Origin of the sequence: Novosphingobium lindaniclasticum LE124 (genome assembly GCF_000445125.1) — a bacterium.
GTDB classification, from domain to species: domain Bacteria; phylum Pseudomonadota; class Alphaproteobacteria; order Sphingomonadales; family Sphingomonadaceae; genus Novosphingobium; species Novosphingobium lindaniclasticum.
Genome location: NZ_ATHL01000002.1, coordinates 1 through 15,115, shown reverse-complemented (window position 1 = coordinate 15,115; position 15,115 = coordinate 1). Strand labels below are relative to the sequence as shown.

Annotated in this window: 17 protein-coding genes; 8 read left to right on the top strand and 9 right to left on the bottom strand. The window is 66.0% G+C overall.

The window, feature by feature from the left end; all coding sequences use genetic code 11:
* Positions 1-252 precede the first annotated feature (252 nt).
* The 3 genes from L284_RS25650 (at position 253) to L284_RS25640 (ending at position 2,015) form a co-directional block, all read left to right on the top strand.
* Positions 253-711 carry a Dps family protein gene (locus L284_RS25650; protein ID WP_021232116.1) on the top strand — a complete coding sequence of 153 codons (459 nt, stop codon included), beginning with the start codon at positions 253-255 and terminating at the stop codon, positions 709-711.
* A 168-nt stretch (positions 712-879) separates the two neighbouring features.
* Positions 880-1,500 (top strand): 6-phosphogluconolactonase, encoded by a 621-nt coding sequence (locus L284_RS25645; RefSeq protein WP_021232115.1) that lies wholly within the window; start codon positions 880-882, stop codon positions 1,498-1,500.
* Positions 1,488-2,015, top strand: coding sequence for an NUDIX domain-containing protein (locus L284_RS25640; protein WP_021232114.1), 528 nt, complete (start codon positions 1,488-1,490; stop codon positions 2,013-2,015). Before L284_RS25645 ends, L284_RS25640 begins: the two co-directional genes overlap by 13 nt.
* A 98-nt stretch (positions 2,016-2,113) precedes the next feature.
* Here the strand turns inward: L284_RS25640 and dinB are convergent, their stop codons facing one another.
* Entirely contained in the window at positions 2,114-3,235 is a 1,122-nt protein-coding gene (dinB, locus tag L284_RS25635) for a DNA polymerase IV (protein WP_021232113.1), read from the bottom strand.
* An 89-nt stretch (positions 3,236-3,324) separates the two neighbouring features.
* On the opposite strand from dinB, the gene L284_RS25630 reads away from it, so the two are divergent.
* Positions 3,325-4,584 (top strand): multidrug effflux MFS transporter, encoded by a 1,260-nt coding sequence (locus tag L284_RS25630; protein ID WP_021232112.1) that lies wholly within the window; start codon positions 3,325-3,327, stop codon positions 4,582-4,584.
* 52 nt (positions 4,585-4,636) lie between these two features.
* On the opposite strand, the gene L284_RS47810 is transcribed toward L284_RS25630, so the two are convergent.
* The 6 genes from L284_RS47810 to crtY all read right to left on the bottom strand — a co-directional run bounded on the left by L284_RS47810 (position 4,637) and on the right by crtY (position 9,714).
* Positions 4,637-4,786 (bottom strand): lmo0937 family membrane protein, encoded by a 150-nt coding sequence (locus tag L284_RS47810; protein ID WP_021232111.1) that lies wholly within the window; start codon positions 4,784-4,786, stop codon positions 4,637-4,639.
* Between the two features lie 176 nt (positions 4,787-4,962).
* Complete coding sequence (locus tag L284_RS25625; RefSeq protein WP_031341298.1) at positions 4,963-5,940, bottom strand: phytoene/squalene synthase family protein; 978 nt, start codon at positions 5,938-5,940, stop codon at positions 4,963-4,965.
* Between the two features lie 54 nt (positions 5,941-5,994).
* Positions 5,995-6,591, bottom strand: a complete 597-nt coding sequence (locus L284_RS25620) for an LOG family protein (protein ID WP_021232108.1) — start codon at positions 6,589-6,591, stop codon at positions 5,995-5,997.
* Positions 6,591-7,043 (bottom strand): hypothetical protein, encoded by a 453-nt coding sequence (locus tag L284_RS25615; RefSeq protein WP_021232107.1) that lies wholly within the window; start codon positions 7,041-7,043, stop codon positions 6,591-6,593. Before L284_RS25615 ends, L284_RS25620 begins: the two co-directional genes overlap by 1 nt.
* Positions 7,040-8,518, bottom strand: a complete 1,479-nt coding sequence (locus tag L284_RS25610; RefSeq protein ID WP_021232106.1) for a phytoene desaturase — start codon at positions 8,516-8,518, stop codon at positions 7,040-7,042. The genes L284_RS25615 and L284_RS25610 overlap by 4 nt, the downstream gene beginning before the upstream one ends.
* Complete coding sequence (gene crtY, locus L284_RS25605; protein ID WP_040712098.1) at positions 8,515-9,714, bottom strand: lycopene beta-cyclase CrtY; 1,200 nt, start codon at positions 9,712-9,714, stop codon at positions 8,515-8,517. The genes L284_RS25610 and crtY overlap by 4 nt, the downstream gene beginning before the upstream one ends.
* Before the next feature lie 68 nt (positions 9,715-9,782).
* Between crtY and L284_RS25600 the strand changes: the two genes are divergently transcribed.
* On the top strand, positions 9,783-10,343 hold the full coding sequence (locus L284_RS25600; RefSeq protein ID WP_031341296.1) for a GNAT family N-acetyltransferase: 561 nt from the start codon (positions 9,783-9,785) through the stop codon (positions 10,341-10,343).
* A gap of 114 nt (positions 10,344-10,457) precedes the next feature.
* Positions 10,458-11,312, top strand: coding sequence for a MipA/OmpV family protein (locus tag L284_RS25595; RefSeq protein ID WP_021232103.1), 855 nt, complete (start codon positions 10,458-10,460; stop codon positions 11,310-11,312).
* Positions 11,313-11,319: 7 nt separating this feature from the next.
* Here the strand turns inward: L284_RS25595 and L284_RS25590 are convergent, their stop codons facing one another.
* Entirely contained in the window at positions 11,320-11,913 is a 594-nt protein-coding gene (locus tag L284_RS25590; RefSeq protein ID WP_021232102.1) for a uracil-DNA glycosylase family protein, read from the bottom strand.
* Between the two features lie 160 nt (positions 11,914-12,073).
* Here L284_RS25590 and L284_RS25585 point away from each other — a divergent pair, with 160 nt between their 5' ends.
* Together L284_RS25585 and L284_RS25580 are read left to right on the top strand one after the other, a co-directional pair.
* The gene (locus L284_RS25585) at positions 12,074-13,438 is read left to right on the top strand and encodes an FAD/NAD(P)-binding protein (protein ID WP_021232101.1); all 1,365 of its coding nucleotides are present in this window, start codon (positions 12,074-12,076) and stop codon (positions 13,436-13,438) included.
* 484 nt (positions 13,439-13,922) lie between these two features.
* Positions 13,923-14,561, top strand: a complete 639-nt coding sequence (locus L284_RS25580) for an outer membrane protein (protein ID WP_021232100.1) — start codon at positions 13,923-13,925, stop codon at positions 14,559-14,561.
* Positions 14,562-14,620: 59 nt separating this feature from the next.
* Here the strand turns inward: L284_RS25580 and L284_RS46740 are convergent.
* A partial coding sequence (locus tag L284_RS46740; protein ID WP_021232099.1) for an SOS response-associated peptidase family protein occupies positions 14,621-15,115 on the bottom strand: 495 nt, incomplete at its 5' end.

Below are 15,115 nucleotides of genomic sequence, written 5' to 3'. Positions count from 1 at the left end.
GGGGGCGGCGGGTGCCGCGATCCTGGTCAGCGCGGCCTGGGCCTTGCCGCGATTCCTGGAGGGGGCGGCAGCCCGCTGGACCCGGCGGGGCGTCGGCCTCGTGCTGGTGGTTGCGGCGCTGGTTCTGTTCCTGCGGGAAATTTCGATACTGTGATCGGAAAATGATGGCGAACCAGGGGTTCATTTCCGCGTTCACCCCTCTACATAGACACCGACCAGACCCGCCAGACAGCAAGAAGGGGAACCAGCGTCATGACTTCCAAGGACAATTCCAAGGCCGCTCTGATCGACAGCCTGAACGGGCTGCTCGCGGATACCTTCGCGCTCTACGTGAAGACCAAGAACTTCCACTGGCACGTCCGCGGCCCGCAGTTCCACGATCTGCACTTGCTGTTCGACACCCAGGCCACCGAAATCTTCGGCCTCACCGACCTCATTGCCGAGCGTGTGCGCAAGCTGGGCGGCACCACCCTGACCTCGATCGGCTCGATCGCCGCCAAGACCTCGATCAAGGACGAGGACGATACCCGTCTCGACGCGCAGGCGATGGTCAAGGAGCTGTTCGAGGACAACTCCGCCTATGTCGCCGCGCTCAAGGCGACCAAGGAACTGGCCGGCGAAGCGGGCGACAACGCCACCGACGGCATTATCGACGACTGGACCGACCAGGCCGAACAGCGCGCCTGGTTCCTGCGCGAGATCATCGCCTGACGGGTTGACGGGACTTTCCACGGGAACGGAGGCGCTGTCCCTTTGCGGGTTCCGTTCCGGTGCAGGAGGGCGTCGCTTTCAAACGGAGGCGGCGCCGTTCCTTTTTTTCGGGGTGCGGCAACGATGCAGCCTCTCGCGCAATCGGCGAAACCGGCCTAAGTATTGGGAATGCCGAAGCTCGAAATGATCGAAGGTGCCGACGATGGCGCCATTGCCGCCTGGTTCGCGGAGCGCCTCAAGGCCGCACTGGCAACCAGCCCAGACGAGATCGCCGTGACCGTGCCCGGCGGCTCCACCCCGTTCCCCATCTTCGACCGGCTGGCGGAGATGGACCTGCCCTGGCACCGCATCGCCGTCTGGCCGGGCGATGACCGCATCGTCGAAGAGGACCATCCTGCCAGCAACGTCGGCAAGATCCGCGCCCGGCTGGAACCGGTGGGGGCGCGGATCGTGCCGCTGACCGAGGATGCCCAGCCGCCGCACTTCGCGATCGCCTGGCTTGGCATGGGCGGGGACGGGCATATCGCCTCGTTGTTTCCCAATACCGATCCGCAAGAGGACGATCCCCATGCGGTCCGCCGCCTCACGCCCGATCCGCTGCCGCCCGAGGCGCCGTTCGATCGCTTCAGCCTCACCATCCCGGCGCTGACCGACAGCGACGAAATCCTTTTCGTGATCCGCGGCGCCGACAAGCGCGCGGTGTTCGAGGCAGCCGTGAAGGGCGAGCACGACCTGCCCGTGGCGCGCCTGCTGCGCACGGCCCGGCACAAGGTCACGTGCTTCTGCTGAGCGCCATGATCGAGCGGGGGCTGCATCTGCTGCCCCCGCCGGTGCACCGCAGGCTTTACCGGCTCGCCCATTGGGGGCGCAAGCAGGTCTGGCGCGTGTGGCGGCCCAGCCTGGACGGGGTACGGGTGCTGGCCCTGGATGGCGAGCGCCGGGTGCTGCTGGTGCGGCATTCCTATGGCTCCGACAAGTGGATGCCGCCGGGCGGCGGCCTCAATCGCGGGGAGGAGCCGATATCGGCGGCGCGGCGCGAACTGCTGGAGGAAACCGGCTGCCGGCTTTTCGAGCCGCGCTTGCTGACAGTGGCCACCGAGGATCTCGTCGGTGCCAGCAATCATGTTCATGTCGTGGCCGGGCGCACCGAAAACCAACCGCGCGTCGATGGCCGCGAGATCGTCGAGGCGCGGTTCTTCGCGCTCGATGCCTTGCCGGAGCCGATGCCCGCCAGACTCCCGGCCGAACTGCGGCAATGGGTGGCGGACTATGACGGCGCCAGCGTGCCGTCGTCCCGGACTTGATTTAAGACCGCTGGCAGCGCTTCAGGCGCTTCCTTGCGAGCGGGGTTTGGTCTGGCCAGGGAGCCCGGATCAAGTCCGGCACGAAGAGTGCTCTTTTCTCAAAGCAACGACAACTGACCGTCCTTTGCCGGCCGGCGCTCCTCCTCGCCGCGCTCCAAGGCGGAAAGGGTCAGTCCCATCAGGCGGATCGGCTGCGGCAGTGGCAGCAGTTCCTCCAGCAGAGCATGGCCGAGCGTCGAAAACTCCGCCTTGTCGGCCACGAAATGATGGACCGATCGCGCCCGCGTGAGGGTGGTGAAGTCGGCATAGCGCAGTTTCAGCGTAACGGTGCGGCCGCGAGCTTCGGCACGCTCGATCCGGTCCCAGACGATATCGACGATGTTGCCGAGAGTCTCTCGAAGCGCTTCGGTGCCTTGGATATTGTCGAAGAACGTCCGCTCTCCGCCGACCGACTTGCGGGGCCGGTTCGCGCGCACTTGCCGGAGGTCCACGCCGCGCGCGGCCTGATAGAGGTATTCCGCGAAGCTGCCGAACTGCGCCCGCAGGAAGGCGATGTTCCTGTCGCGCAGGTCGGCGCCGGTCTCTATGCCCAGCCGGGCCATCTTCTCGGCGCCGCGCGGGCCCACTCCGTGGAAGCGGCGCACCGGCAGCCCGGCGACGAACTGCGCGCCCTGGCCGGGGCGGATGACGCAGAGGCCGTCCGGCTTGTTCTGGTCGCTCGCCAGTTTGGCGAGGAACTTGTTGTAGGAGACGCCAGCGCTGGCGGTAAGGCCGGTCTCGGCCTTGATGCGGCGGCGGATTTCCTCGGCGATCCGGGTGGCCGAACCGATACCCTTGAGATCGGCGGTGACATCGAGATAGGCCTCGTCGAGCGAGAGCGGCTCCACATGCGGCGTATAGTCGTGGAAGATCGCGCGGATCTGCTGGCTGACTTCGCGGTAGACTTCGAAGCGGGGCTTGCGGAAGATCAGGTCCGGGCAAAGCCGCGCGGCGCGGGCGGAGGGCATCGCCGAGCGGACGCCGAACTTGCGCGCCTCGTAACTGGCCGCGGCCACGACTCCACGCAGAGACGAGCCGCCAACCGCCACCGGCTTGCCGCGCAGCGAAGGATCGTCGCGCTGCTCGACGCTGGCGTAGAAGGCGTCCATGTCGACATGGATCACCTTGCGCAGGCCGTCGGCTTCGTCGTCGTTCGCTGATTCGGATTCGTGCGCCGCCATCGGGGCGATATAGGGCCGTTCGGCGCGAATGCGCCATGCGAGGCGCGAAAATGCTGGCTAGTGCCAGCCAAGTGCTCCATGCGCGGGGCATGACTTCCGACACCGCGAATCCCACCCCGTTTCCGATGCGAGGGGTCGAGTTCGTCGTCCTCATGGCCGCGCTCCAGGCTCTCCAGGCGCTCTCGATCGACATCATGTTGCCCGCCCTGGGCGAGATCAGCAGCGACCTTTCGGTCGTCGATCCGAATCAGCGCCAGTTGATCGTGGGCGTGTTCCTGATCTGCACGGGCCTGGGCTCGCTGTTTCCCGGCGCCATCGCCGACCGCTATGGACGGCGGCCGGTGCTGCTGTTCGCAACGGTGGCCTACGTTCTGAGCGCGCTGGCCTGTGCATTGGTGACCAGCTTCCCGATGATGCTGGCGGCACGCGCGGTTTCGGGCCTGTGCACTTCGGCACTCATGGTCATGCCGATGACCGTCATCCGCGATCGCTTCGAAGGCGATCGCATGGCCAGCATGCAGTCGCTGGTTTCGATGACGTTCATGGTGGTGCCGATGATCGCGCCGATGGTGGGGCAGGGCGTCATGCTGGTAGCCGGGTGGCGCTGGATTTTCGGCCTGATCGCCGTGCTGGGTGCCTGCGTCTGCGCATGGACGGCACTCCGTCTGCCGGAGACGCTGCACCCCGACTATCGCCAGGAGATCCGGCCCAGGGTGATCGCGACCAATATGGCCCTCACGTTGCGCACGCGCGAAGCGGCGGGCTATCTGTTCGGCGTCGCTTTCGTTCAGGGCGCCATGTTCGGCTATATCAACAGCGCGCAGCAATTGGTGGCCGAGCATTTCGGCGCGGGCTTCTTTTTCCCGGCGGTGTTCGGGGGCATGGCGCTGGTCATGGCTTCGACCAATTTCGTCAATTCGCGGATCGTTCAGCGCTTCGGGGCGCGGCGCGTGTCGCAGACGGCACTGTTCGGTTACATCCTGAGCTCGGTGCTGCACTTCGTTCTCGCCCTGAACGGAGAGACGCTGTGGGTGTTCATCCCGCTGATGACGTTTTCGATGTGCATGATGAGCTTCATCGGTTCGAACTTCCAGTCGATCGCGATCCAGCCCTTCGCGCGCACGGCGGGTGCGGCGGCGTCGATCATGTCGTTCGTGCGGATGGTGATGGGTTCGGTGCTCGGGGCGCTGATCGGCCAGGCCTACGACGGCACGCCGCGACCGATCCTGGCTTCCATGGTGATCGCCGGACTGACGGCGCTGATCTTCGTGCTCTATTCGGAGCGCGGCAGGCTGTTCCGTCGGCTCAACTATCCAGCCGGGCACCCCGCGGCAGGCAAGCGTCCCTGATGCTGTCGGGCCTGATGCTGTCGGGGAGCCTTGAAGGCCCCCCGATCATTGGCTAGACCGCTCGGCCGCCGCGGAAGAGTTGCACGAGGCCGACCACGATGGCGATCACCAGCAGGACGTGGATCAGCGCGCTCGAAACGTGGAACACCACGAATCCGAGGAGCCACAGGACCAGCAGCACGGCGGCAATGGTGAAGAGCATGGCGGTTCTCCTTGATTGTTACAAAGTGTTAAACGCGCCGTAGCCGGTGAGGCTCCCGTCATTCACCGTGGTTTTCAAATTGTTCGGGGCGAATTCTTCGCCCAGCCGCGGATCGGAACTGGGCGAGGACATGGCTGGACTCCTTCTGGGAAAGGGTAGGCCTTTGCCAGCCAGGCTCAGGCCTGAGCCATGGCTCGCAATTCTCGTCTCGACAGCGAAGGGCGCGGCGCGTCGCTTGTGGACACGGCGGATGAGCGCGCTTCTCCGAGGGCTGCCCAGACGTGCGCCAGCTTTTCGCTGCGGCTGGAGCTGACCCGGTGATCCCACGCATGGGCGCCGAGCCGCTCCACTTCGCGGGCAATGCCGCCATAGATGTTGGCGGCCGAAAGCACGGCCCAGCGTTGACGAAACGCCAACCGGGTCGCACCGACGCGTGCCGAGGCCTCGTAATCCCGCGCGAGGGCACAGGCGCGCCCGACCATCGGCACCAGGGCATGGCGGTAGTGCGGCTTCGTCACTTCGCCGGGCGGAATGTCGGCTTCGACCAGCCATTCCACGGGCAGATAGCAGCGGCCGTTGGCATCGTCTTCCCACACGTCGCGCACGATATTTGCGATCTGGAAAGCGATGCCGAGGTCGCAGGCGCGGTCGAGAGTATCGTCGTCTTCCGGCGCGACGCCCATGACGGCGGCCATCATCACCCCTACGGCGCCCGCGACATGGAAGCAGTACCGCAGCATGTCCGCCTCTGAACGCGGGCGCCAGTCGGCGGCATCGAGGGCGAAGCCGGCGATCACGTCCTCCACCATCGCGGACGACAGCGGAACTTCGCGCATCAGCTGTCCAAGCGCGTCGAAAGCGGGCGTGCCGGTGGTCTCGCCTGCCATGGCCAGCTCGGTCAGGGTGCGGATCGTCGCCAGCCGGTCTTCGGGCGAGAGGCGGGTGCCGAGCCGAACCGGACCGATGGCGTGGCCATGGTCCTGCTCGTCGGCGATGTCGTCGCAGGCCCGGCACCAGGCGTAGAGCAGCCAGACCCGCTCGCGCGTCTCGCGGTCGAACAGGCGGCTGGCGGCTGCGAAGCTCTTCGATCCCTTGCGGATCGACCGCCGCGCCTGCTTGACGAGTTGAGCGCGGTCCAGCGGTCTTTCGCGGATCACGGTGCCGTCCAGGGCCGCTTCGAGGAGCTTTTCAGTCGGCACCGGCCAGCCTCAGAGCGTGCTCGGGTCCATGCTGACGATGGGGACGATCGGCTGGTGCGCCTCCATGCGTTCGAGCAGGAGATCGAGTTCGGTCTCAGCCAGGATGATGCCCTGGTGCGCCGGGCGCACGAAGCCGACTTCGGCCATATGGCGGTTGAAGGCGAGCAGGCCGTCGTAGAAGCCGAAGGAATTGAGCACGCCCACCGGCTTGTCGTGATAGCCGAGCTGCGACCAGCTTACCGCTTCCCAAAGTTCGTCCATGGTGCCGACGCCGCCGGGCAGGACCAGGAAGCCGTCCGACAGGCGGGTGAATTCGGCCTTGCGCTCGTGCATGGTCTTGACGATGTAAAGCTCGGTGCAGTCGTGGTTCGCCACTTCTCCGCCCTTGCCGTTCGAGCCTGTCAGGGCCTCCGGGATCACCCCGATCACTTCGCCGCCCTGTTCCAGAGCGCCGGCAGCCACGGCGCCCATCAGGCCGAGACGACCTCCGCCATAGACGACGCCGATGCCGCGGGCGGCGAGGGCGGAGCCCACGTCGCGGGCAAGCTGGACGTAGCGGGGATCTGCAGGCGTGGCGGAGCCGCAGTAGACGGCGAGGCGTTTCATCACTTGGTAACCTTCAGTTGCACCCGCGCGCCTTCCGGCAGATCGCGAGTCTGACGGGCGAGGTCGCCGGTCAGGTAGATCAGCTCGACCAGGGAGATCCTGATCAGGTGTTCGTGGCCATAGTCGCCCGCCAGCAGCGCGGGAAGCGTCCGGCTATAGACTTCCCCCAAGGCCGTGAAGCCCAGCCGCTCCGTCGCGGCATCGACAAGGGCATCGGCGCGCCAGACGCGCTGGGTTTCGCTCTGCGCCATATGAAGCTGCGCCGCTGCCTCGTCTCCCAGCGGGCAGAGCGTCAGCAGATCGGGGTCGAGGTAGTGGTACGTGCCGGCCCGGTCGACCGTGAGCAAGTGGCCCATCAGGCTCTGCGCGACGATTTCCGCGAATTCCACACCGGTCCAGCGCCAGGCGGAATTGAGCGCCTGTAGCGCCCGCGCCGGCTCGGCAAGGGTCACTTCAGGCTTTCCAGCATCAGCTTGGCGGTGGCCTTGGCCGATCCCACGACGCCGGGGATCCCCGCGCCGGGATGGCATCCGGCACCGACGAGGTAGAAGTTCCTGAGCTTGTCGTCGCGGTTGTGGCCACGGAAATAGGCGCTTTGCGTCAGCAGCGGCTCAAGGCTGAAACCATTGCCGTGGTAGGCGCCCAGATCGCTTTCGAAGTTCGGCGGGGCGTAGTGGAACTTGGTGACGATGCGGTCCTCGAGATCCGGGATCAGGCGGCGGCCGACTTCGGCGAGCACGCGCTGTTCCAGGATCGGGCCCACTTCGTCCCAGTCGATCGGCAGCTTGCCCATGTTGGCGACCGGAACGAGGGCATAGAAGGTGCTCTTGCCGGCCGGCGCCATGGAGGGATCGGTGACGGTCGGGTGATGGAGGTAGATCGAGAAGTCGCGGGGGAGGACGCCGTGCTCGAAGATGTCGTCGAGCAGGCCCTGGTAACGCGGACCGAACAGGATCGTGTGGTGCGGGATGCCGGGCCAGGCGCCCTCGACACCGAAATGCACGACGAAAAGACTGGGCGAGAAGCGCTTTTTCTTGAGCTTGCGCGCCATGTCCTCGCCGCGCTGGGTGCCCGCAAGCAGGTCTCGGTAGGTGTGCATCAGGTCGCCGTTGCTGGCGACGGCGTCGAAGCGCTGTTTCCAGCCGCTTTCGGTTTCCACTTCGGTAACCTGGTCGCCGAGCGTGTGGATCTGCACGACCTTCTCGCCCAGGCGCAACTGCCCGCCGAGCCGCTGGAACAGACTGGCCATGCCCTGCGCCAGCTTGTTGGTGCCGCCCCGCGCCCACCAGACGCCGCCGTCCTTCTCCAGCTTGTGGATCAGGGCGTAGATCGCGCTGGTGGTCATCGGATTGCCGCCGACCAGCAGGGTGTGGAACGAGAGCGCCTGGCGCAGATGCTCGTCCTTCACGAAATGGCTGACCATCGAGTAGACCGAGCGCCAGGCCTGGTAGCGGGCCAGCGCGGGAGCGGCCTTCACCATGCTGGAGAAATCGAGGAACGCCTCGTGCCCCAGCTTGACGTAGCCTTCCTGGTAGACCCCGGCGGCATAGCGCACGAATTCGTCGTAGCCGGCGGCGTCCCTGGGCGCGACCCGGTCGATCTCGCGCCGCAGGGCCGCTTCGTCGTTCGAGTAGTCGAAGGTGACGCCGTCGGTCCAGTTGAGCCGGTAGAATGGGGTGACCGGCATCAGGTCCACGTCGTCCGCGATGTCCCGCGAGGACAGGGCCCAGAGTTCGCGCAGACAGTCGGGATCGGTGATGACGGTGGGACCGCCGTCGAAAGTGAAGCCTTCGCGCTCCCAGACGTAGGCGCGGCCGCCCACTTTGTCGCGCGCCTCGATCAGGGTCGTCTCGATCCCGGCGCTCTGCAGGCGGATGGCGAGGGAAAGGCCGCCGAAACCGGCTCCGATGACGCAGGCCTTCTTCATGTCAGGTCGCCTTTCAGGCCCAGATCGGCCAGCGGATAGCCGCGCCCAGCAAGGCTGGCGAGAGCGGCACCGACTGGAACCGGCGGCTTGCCGGACAGCACGCGGGCCATGTCCCCGAGGCCGGGACTGCCCGCGTAGAAGCGCTCGATCAGCCCTTCGGGCAGGGTATAGAACCGCTCCATCACGGTGCGGCGTTCCTCGGGCCTGGCGGCGCCGAACAGCATGCGCGTCAACATTCTATAGAAGCGCCCCCCGCGCCAGTGATCTGCGGCCCATGCATGACTGGTCCTTCCTAGGCCGACGCCGGAGAGGTTGTCGAGAGTGGTGAGGTGCATGGCGAATCTTACAGCATCGGGAAAGGAATAGGATGTCATGGGGTTGACGAGCGCGGCCCGCGTTCCGGCACGGGCAACGCCGGGGTGCGGCGCGGAGTTCCAGAATTTCTCGAAGTCGCCGCCCGCGATCACCGGCAGCACGCCGGTCTCCTCATACGTGACGGAATCGACATGCCAACCCATGAGGGCTGCGTAATCCCCCACGCGCTGCCGCAGGGCGGCCTTGTCGAGCGCGTGATCGCTTGAATAGTAGGTGTCTTCGACGAAGATCTCGCGCTCCGAGAACGGCAGGCAGTAGACGAAGCGGTAGCCGTCGTGCTGGGCGACGCGGGCGTCCATGACCACCGGGCGCTCCAAACCGTGCGGCGCGGATAGGCGCAGCATCTGGCCGAGGAACTTCTGCCAGCCTCCGGTCAGGTGCGGAAGGCCGCGAGCGCCGCGCGCGTCGATCACCGCCTCCGCACGGATGGAGCGGCCATCCGCCAGTACCGCGCCGCCGGGGCGAACTTCCGCCACGTCCGTGCCCGTCAGCAAGGCGGAGGCGGGCAGGGCGGCACGGACCATCATGTCCAGCCGCTGGCTGGTGACGCTGGCGTAAGGTGTCGTCAGCATGCGGGAAAAACCGGGGAAGTGAACGTCGTAGCCGCTCCAGCGCCGGGCGATCAGCGGTTCTACCATGGCTCGATGGGCCGGCGCGATGTCGGTCTCGAAGAACGACCAGACATGGTCGCCACCGATGCGTGTTTCCCGCTCCACCAGAAGCACGCGCACGTCGGGCCGATGGCGGGTCATGGCCAAAGCGATCAGCGATCCGGCGAGGCCGCCGCCCAGAATTGCCATGTCGGAGGAAAAAGTGGCCATCACCATACCGTTTAAGGGGAGCTTGTCTCTGCCGCAACTTGGCAGGGCGGAACCTTTGCTGCATTGTCATGACAATGATCGAAGAACTGACGGTTTGCGACGCCTCGCTGGAGGATGCCGCGGACATCGCCGACATCTATGCACACTATGTGCTCGAAAGTACCGCGACTTTCGAGACCGTTCCGCCTGATCGTGCCGAAAGCGAACGCCGCATCGGCGAGATCGTCGATGCCGGCTATCCCTTCCTGGTCGTTCGCGAGACAGGGCACGCCTCGGGGCCGGGGCGCGTGATCGGTTTCGGCTTCGCGCATCGCTACGGTCCGCGTGTCGGTTATCGCTATAGCGTGGAGACGACCATCTACGTGGCGCCGGACTGCATCGGGCGAGGTATCGGCGGGCGGCTGCTCGCGGCGCTGCTCGACGAATGCGAAAGGCGCGGTTTCCGCCAGGCTTTCGCGGTCATCGCAGAGAGCGAACCGGCCTCGGTCGTGCTTCATGCCCGCGCCGGTTTCCGGCCGGTCGGCACACTCGATGGCGCCGGCTGGAAGCACGGAAAGTGGCTCGACGTCTTCGTCATGCAGCGCCAGCTTGGAGAGGGAAACCAAAGCCTGCCGGAACGGGCCACCTGATCCAAAGCTCCGTGAGATCCGGTTTTTTCGGGCCTTTTCAATCGATTTTCCTGAGCTGCCGATGAAACCATCGGGAAGCGCAGGCGTTGCGCCGCAAACCTCATGAGGAATTCCATGCGCAACCCTTGCCTTTCCGCCGCGATTTTCGGCGCCTGTCTTTCCGCCCTGTGCGCGCCTTCCGCTTTCGCACAGGATGCCGCCGCTTCCGACAACGTCTATGAGCGCGATCATCTGACGATCGGCGTCGGCGCGGTCTACGGACCCAGCTACGAGGGTTCGAATGACGAAAGGATATCGCCCATTCCGCTCGTGAAGGGGCGCTACAAGGGCATCGAGATCAATCCCCGCACGCGCGGCCTGGCCGTGAACCTGATTCCCTCGACGCGCGGTGCGAAAGTCGATTTCTCCGCAGGTCCGGTGTTCGGCGTGTCGTTCAACCGCAGCCGCCGCATCAAGGATGAGGTCGTGCGCGCGGCGGGCAAGCTGGACACGGCAATCGAAGTGGGCGCGACGGCAGGCGTGACGGTCAACCGCGTGCTCAACCCTTACGATTCCTTCACGGTCTCCGCCGATGTGAAATGGGACGTCAACGGCGCTTACGGGGGCATGGTCTGGCAGCCGCAAGTGACCTACATGACGCCGCTCAGCAAGGCGATGATCGTGGCCGTGAACGCCCGCGCGCGTCATGCCGACGGCGACTACGCCCGCTACTACTATTCGGTCACGCCCGAGCAGTCCCTTGCCTCGGGCCTTCCGCTCTACGACGCGAAGAGCGGTTGGGATAGCCTGGGTATCGGCGCGCTGGTGGGTTACGATCTCTCCGGCGATTTGCGCGATGGCGGCTTCGCGCTGTTCGGCGCCGTCAACTATTCCGCCATGCTCAAGGACGGCAAGAACACGCCCTATACCGCGCTGCGAGGCAGTGCCGACCAATGGACGGTGGGTGCGGGAATAGCCTATACGTTCTGACCGTCACTCAAGCGAGCAGGGCCTGCCGGATCCGTTCGCGCAGGTCCGGCAACACCTCTGCCTCGAACCAGGGATTGCGGCCCATCCACAAGCGGCTGCGCCAGGCGGGGTGGGGCAGGGGCACCAGCCCGCCGGGGGCTTCCCGCCAGTGGCGCACGGCCTCCGTCAGGTTCGGCGCGAACCCGCGCGGCAAGTACAGCTTTTGCGCATATTGCCCGACGAGCAGGGTGAGCCGGATATCGGGCAAGGCCGCCAGCAGTGGGCGATGCCAGAGCGGCGCACACTCGCGGCGGGGCGGAAGGTCGCCGCCCTTGCTCTTGCCGGGATAACAGAAGCCGCAAGGCATCAGCGCGATGCGGTCGGGATCGTAGAACAGGGACTTGTCGACGCCCATCCACGCGCGCAACCTGTCTCCGCTGTCGTCGTCGAAGGGGAGGCCGCTGGCATGGACCTTGCTGCCGGGCGCCTGGCTGATGATCAGGACGCGGGCACCTTGCCCGGCCTGGACAACCGGACGCGGGCCTTGCGGCAGAAAGTTCTCGCACGCGCGGCAGTCCCGGATCGCAGTGAGAAGACCGGAAAGTTCTGGAGAGTCGGACATTCCCGCGTGAGATGGATATACCTGCGTCTCACCGCAAGGACCGGCGCCTGCGGAAATGGATAGCTCCTGAGCACGCCGTCATTATCTCAACCAAACAAGTTGATAATAGCCCTCGGCACTCGCTAGATGAGCAGACTGCCCAAGCAACGGAGCTTGCCCTTTGAAGACTGAGAATGGAACCGGCGCGCTTCCCGTAGCGATCGTGGGCGCAGGGTTCAGCGGAACTCTGCTGGCGATCAACCTCTTGCGCAACGGCGTGCGCGTCGTCCTGATCGAACGCAGGGATGCGCAGCTTGCCAAGGGCCTTGCCTTCGGCACCCGCTGGCCCGAGCACCTGCTCAACGTCCGTGCCGCCAACATGAGTGCCTTCCCGGATGACCAGGCCAACTTCCTGCGCTGGATCGGCCATAGTGGCGACGAGCAGGCGAACCGATTCGCGCCTCGTCTGTCTTATGGCCTCTACTTGCGCGAACTCCTGATCCGCGCGCTTGCGGAAGCCGGACGGGATGCCCTGATCGTCAATGCCGAGGCTTGTTCCACCCGCTTCGAAGATGGCCGGGTCGTGGTGGAGATGGCCGATGGCGACGAGATCGAGGCCCGCGCGCTGGTTCTGGCGCTTGGAAACTTTCCGCCCTCGCCGCATCCCGTGCTGGCCGCCATCCCCGAGGATCGCCGCTTTACCGACCCGTGGCAACCGGGCACGCTGGAGAACATCGACGAAATCGATCACGTCCTGCTGATCGGCACCGGCCTCACCGCGGCGGACATGGTGCTCTCGCTCGACAAGGCAGGTTTCAAGGGGAAGATCACGGCATTATCGCGCAGGGGGCTCAAGCCGCTCGCCCATGCCGGGACGGGGCCTGCGGTCGATTACGTCCCGGCGCCGGAAGAACGCGGATCGCAGCTTGTACGCCGCGTGCGAGTTCGGGCCGAGGAAATCGGCTGGCGCGCCGCCGTGGACGAGTTGCGTCCGCATACCCAGAACCTCTGGCGCCGCCACGACGAAGCCGCGCAGCGGCGTTTCCTGCGGCACTTGCGTCCCTACTGGGATGTCCATCGTCACCGCCTGGCGCCCGACGTGGCAAAACGCATCGCCGAGATCGAAGCGGAGGGGCGGCTGGAGTTCGTGGCCGGCAAGCTCGTCGATGCGGAACCGACCGGGCGCGGCGTCTCGGTGAACTACCGCCCGCGCGGAGAGGATGCCCTCGTCCGGCTGGATGTCTCGCGCACGATCAACTGCACCGGGCCGGAGGGCGACCTCATGCGCAGCGGCGCGCCGTTGGTGAAGGACTTGCTCGCTCAAGGAAAAGTGCGCTCGGATGCGCATCGGCTGGGCCTGGACGTCGATCATCTCGGCCGGGTGCGCGATGCGGAAGGCGTGCCGCAGGACCAGCTCTTCGCAGTCGGGCCGGTGACCAAAGGTGAGGCATGGGAGATCGTCGCGGTGCCGGATATCCGGCGGCAGGTGTGGAACCTTGCGCGCTATCTGGCCGATGCCCATTGGGTCGGGGGTGAGGGGCTTTGAGGGAAGAGAAGATCCGGGGATAATTCATCGACTTTTGGACCGGCGGTCGTGCGCACTTCACCACGCCGCGCAGCCGGCGTCGTCGCGGACTTGACCCGGGACCGCTGACAAGACTTTGCAGAGCAGCGCCAGCACCCCGCCGAATGTCCGCGCGGCTCCGGCAGCGGTCCCGGATCAAGTCCAGGACGACATTTTTTCCGCGGCTCGATGTGCAACCGCTTCTCAAGACTCCGATTGGTTCCCGAGCCTGGTCGAAAAAGTTCGCAGGCCGAATGGCTGTTGGCAGCGATCTTGGCTGCCGATCTGCTCCAGAGCGCCGGAAATGCAGGCGATCCGCCGGAACCTCCATCAAATCCGAGCCTTAGGCACTGTTGCGTAGTCGTCACAATCGGGGCGGGTTCCGCCCGCGACCTATCCTTAATGGGCAACTTTGAACCCGGGATAGCGGTTGTGCTGCCAAACCCGACCCAAATGAGGACGTACTATGACGATCAAAGCCACCACGCTCGCAGCCCTGGCCCTGGCAGGTTTCACCGCCGGCATCGCGGCGCAGCCGGCCATGGCGCAGGACGATGGAGCTCCTGAAATCGCTTCGAACGGCACCAGCTTCCGCGGCATCCGCGTCGAAGGCAACTTCGGTGGCGACCGCTTCCAGTCGGAAGGCAATCACAACGACAAGTTCGGCTACGGCGGCACCATCGGCTTCGACGGCACGCTGGGTGAGCGCTTCGTGATCGGTGCGGAAGGCAGCTACTGGCGCCCCGGTAACGGCAACGAGAACTCCACCGACCTCGGCGGCGGCACCAGCATCGACCACAAGGCCTTCGAGGAATGGGGCGCCGCGGTGCGCGCCGGCTATCTCGCCACCCCGCAGCTGCTGGTCTTCGCCAAGGGCGGCTATGTCAACGGCGAGCAGCGCCGCCGCATCAGCGGCCCGACCGGTGCGACCCTCGTTTACGACCACTACCGTGCCGACGGCTACCAGGTCGGCGGCGGCGTCGAGTACACGCTGACCCAGGGCTCGCTGCCGGTCTACGTCAACGCCCAGTACGTTTATTCGAACTACCACGGCAACTCGTCGCGCCAGCGCGTGATGGGCGGCGTGGGTGTTCGCTTCAAGTAAAACGCGGTCTCTTCGCAGGGAGCAGACCCGGGCCGTCCTCGTGACGGTCCGGGTTTTCTCTACGTGCTGGCCGCGCCGCCCGCCGCGCCGTCCGTCATCGGGCCGCTCACCCGCAGCGTCATGAGCGAGGAGGAGTAGGGCACGACCAGTTCCGCCGCTCGCTTCCAGTCGCCGCGAAGCCATCTATCCTGGGCCTCGGGCGGCAGGATCACCGGCATCGTGTCGCGCCCTTCCGCGCGCAGGGCTGCATTGGCCTCGCAGGCGAGCAGGGCGAAGCTGGGCACTTCGCTATCCTTCCAGACGGCGGCCATGGCGAAGATCGGGTGATCGGCCGTCCCGAACCAGCACTGGCGGCGCTTGCCGTCGCGCGGGTCCACCTTGCCCCATTCCATGAAGGCCGTCGCGGGCACCAGGCAGCGGAACTCGCTGTTGCGCAAGTTGCCGATCCAGAACGGGCTTTCGAGATTGCGCACGGTCAGGATGCCATGGCGGCGCTGCTCGAAGGCGGCGGGCGGCGGCGGCACGCCCCAGAGGCGCGGCACCATGCGGCGGGG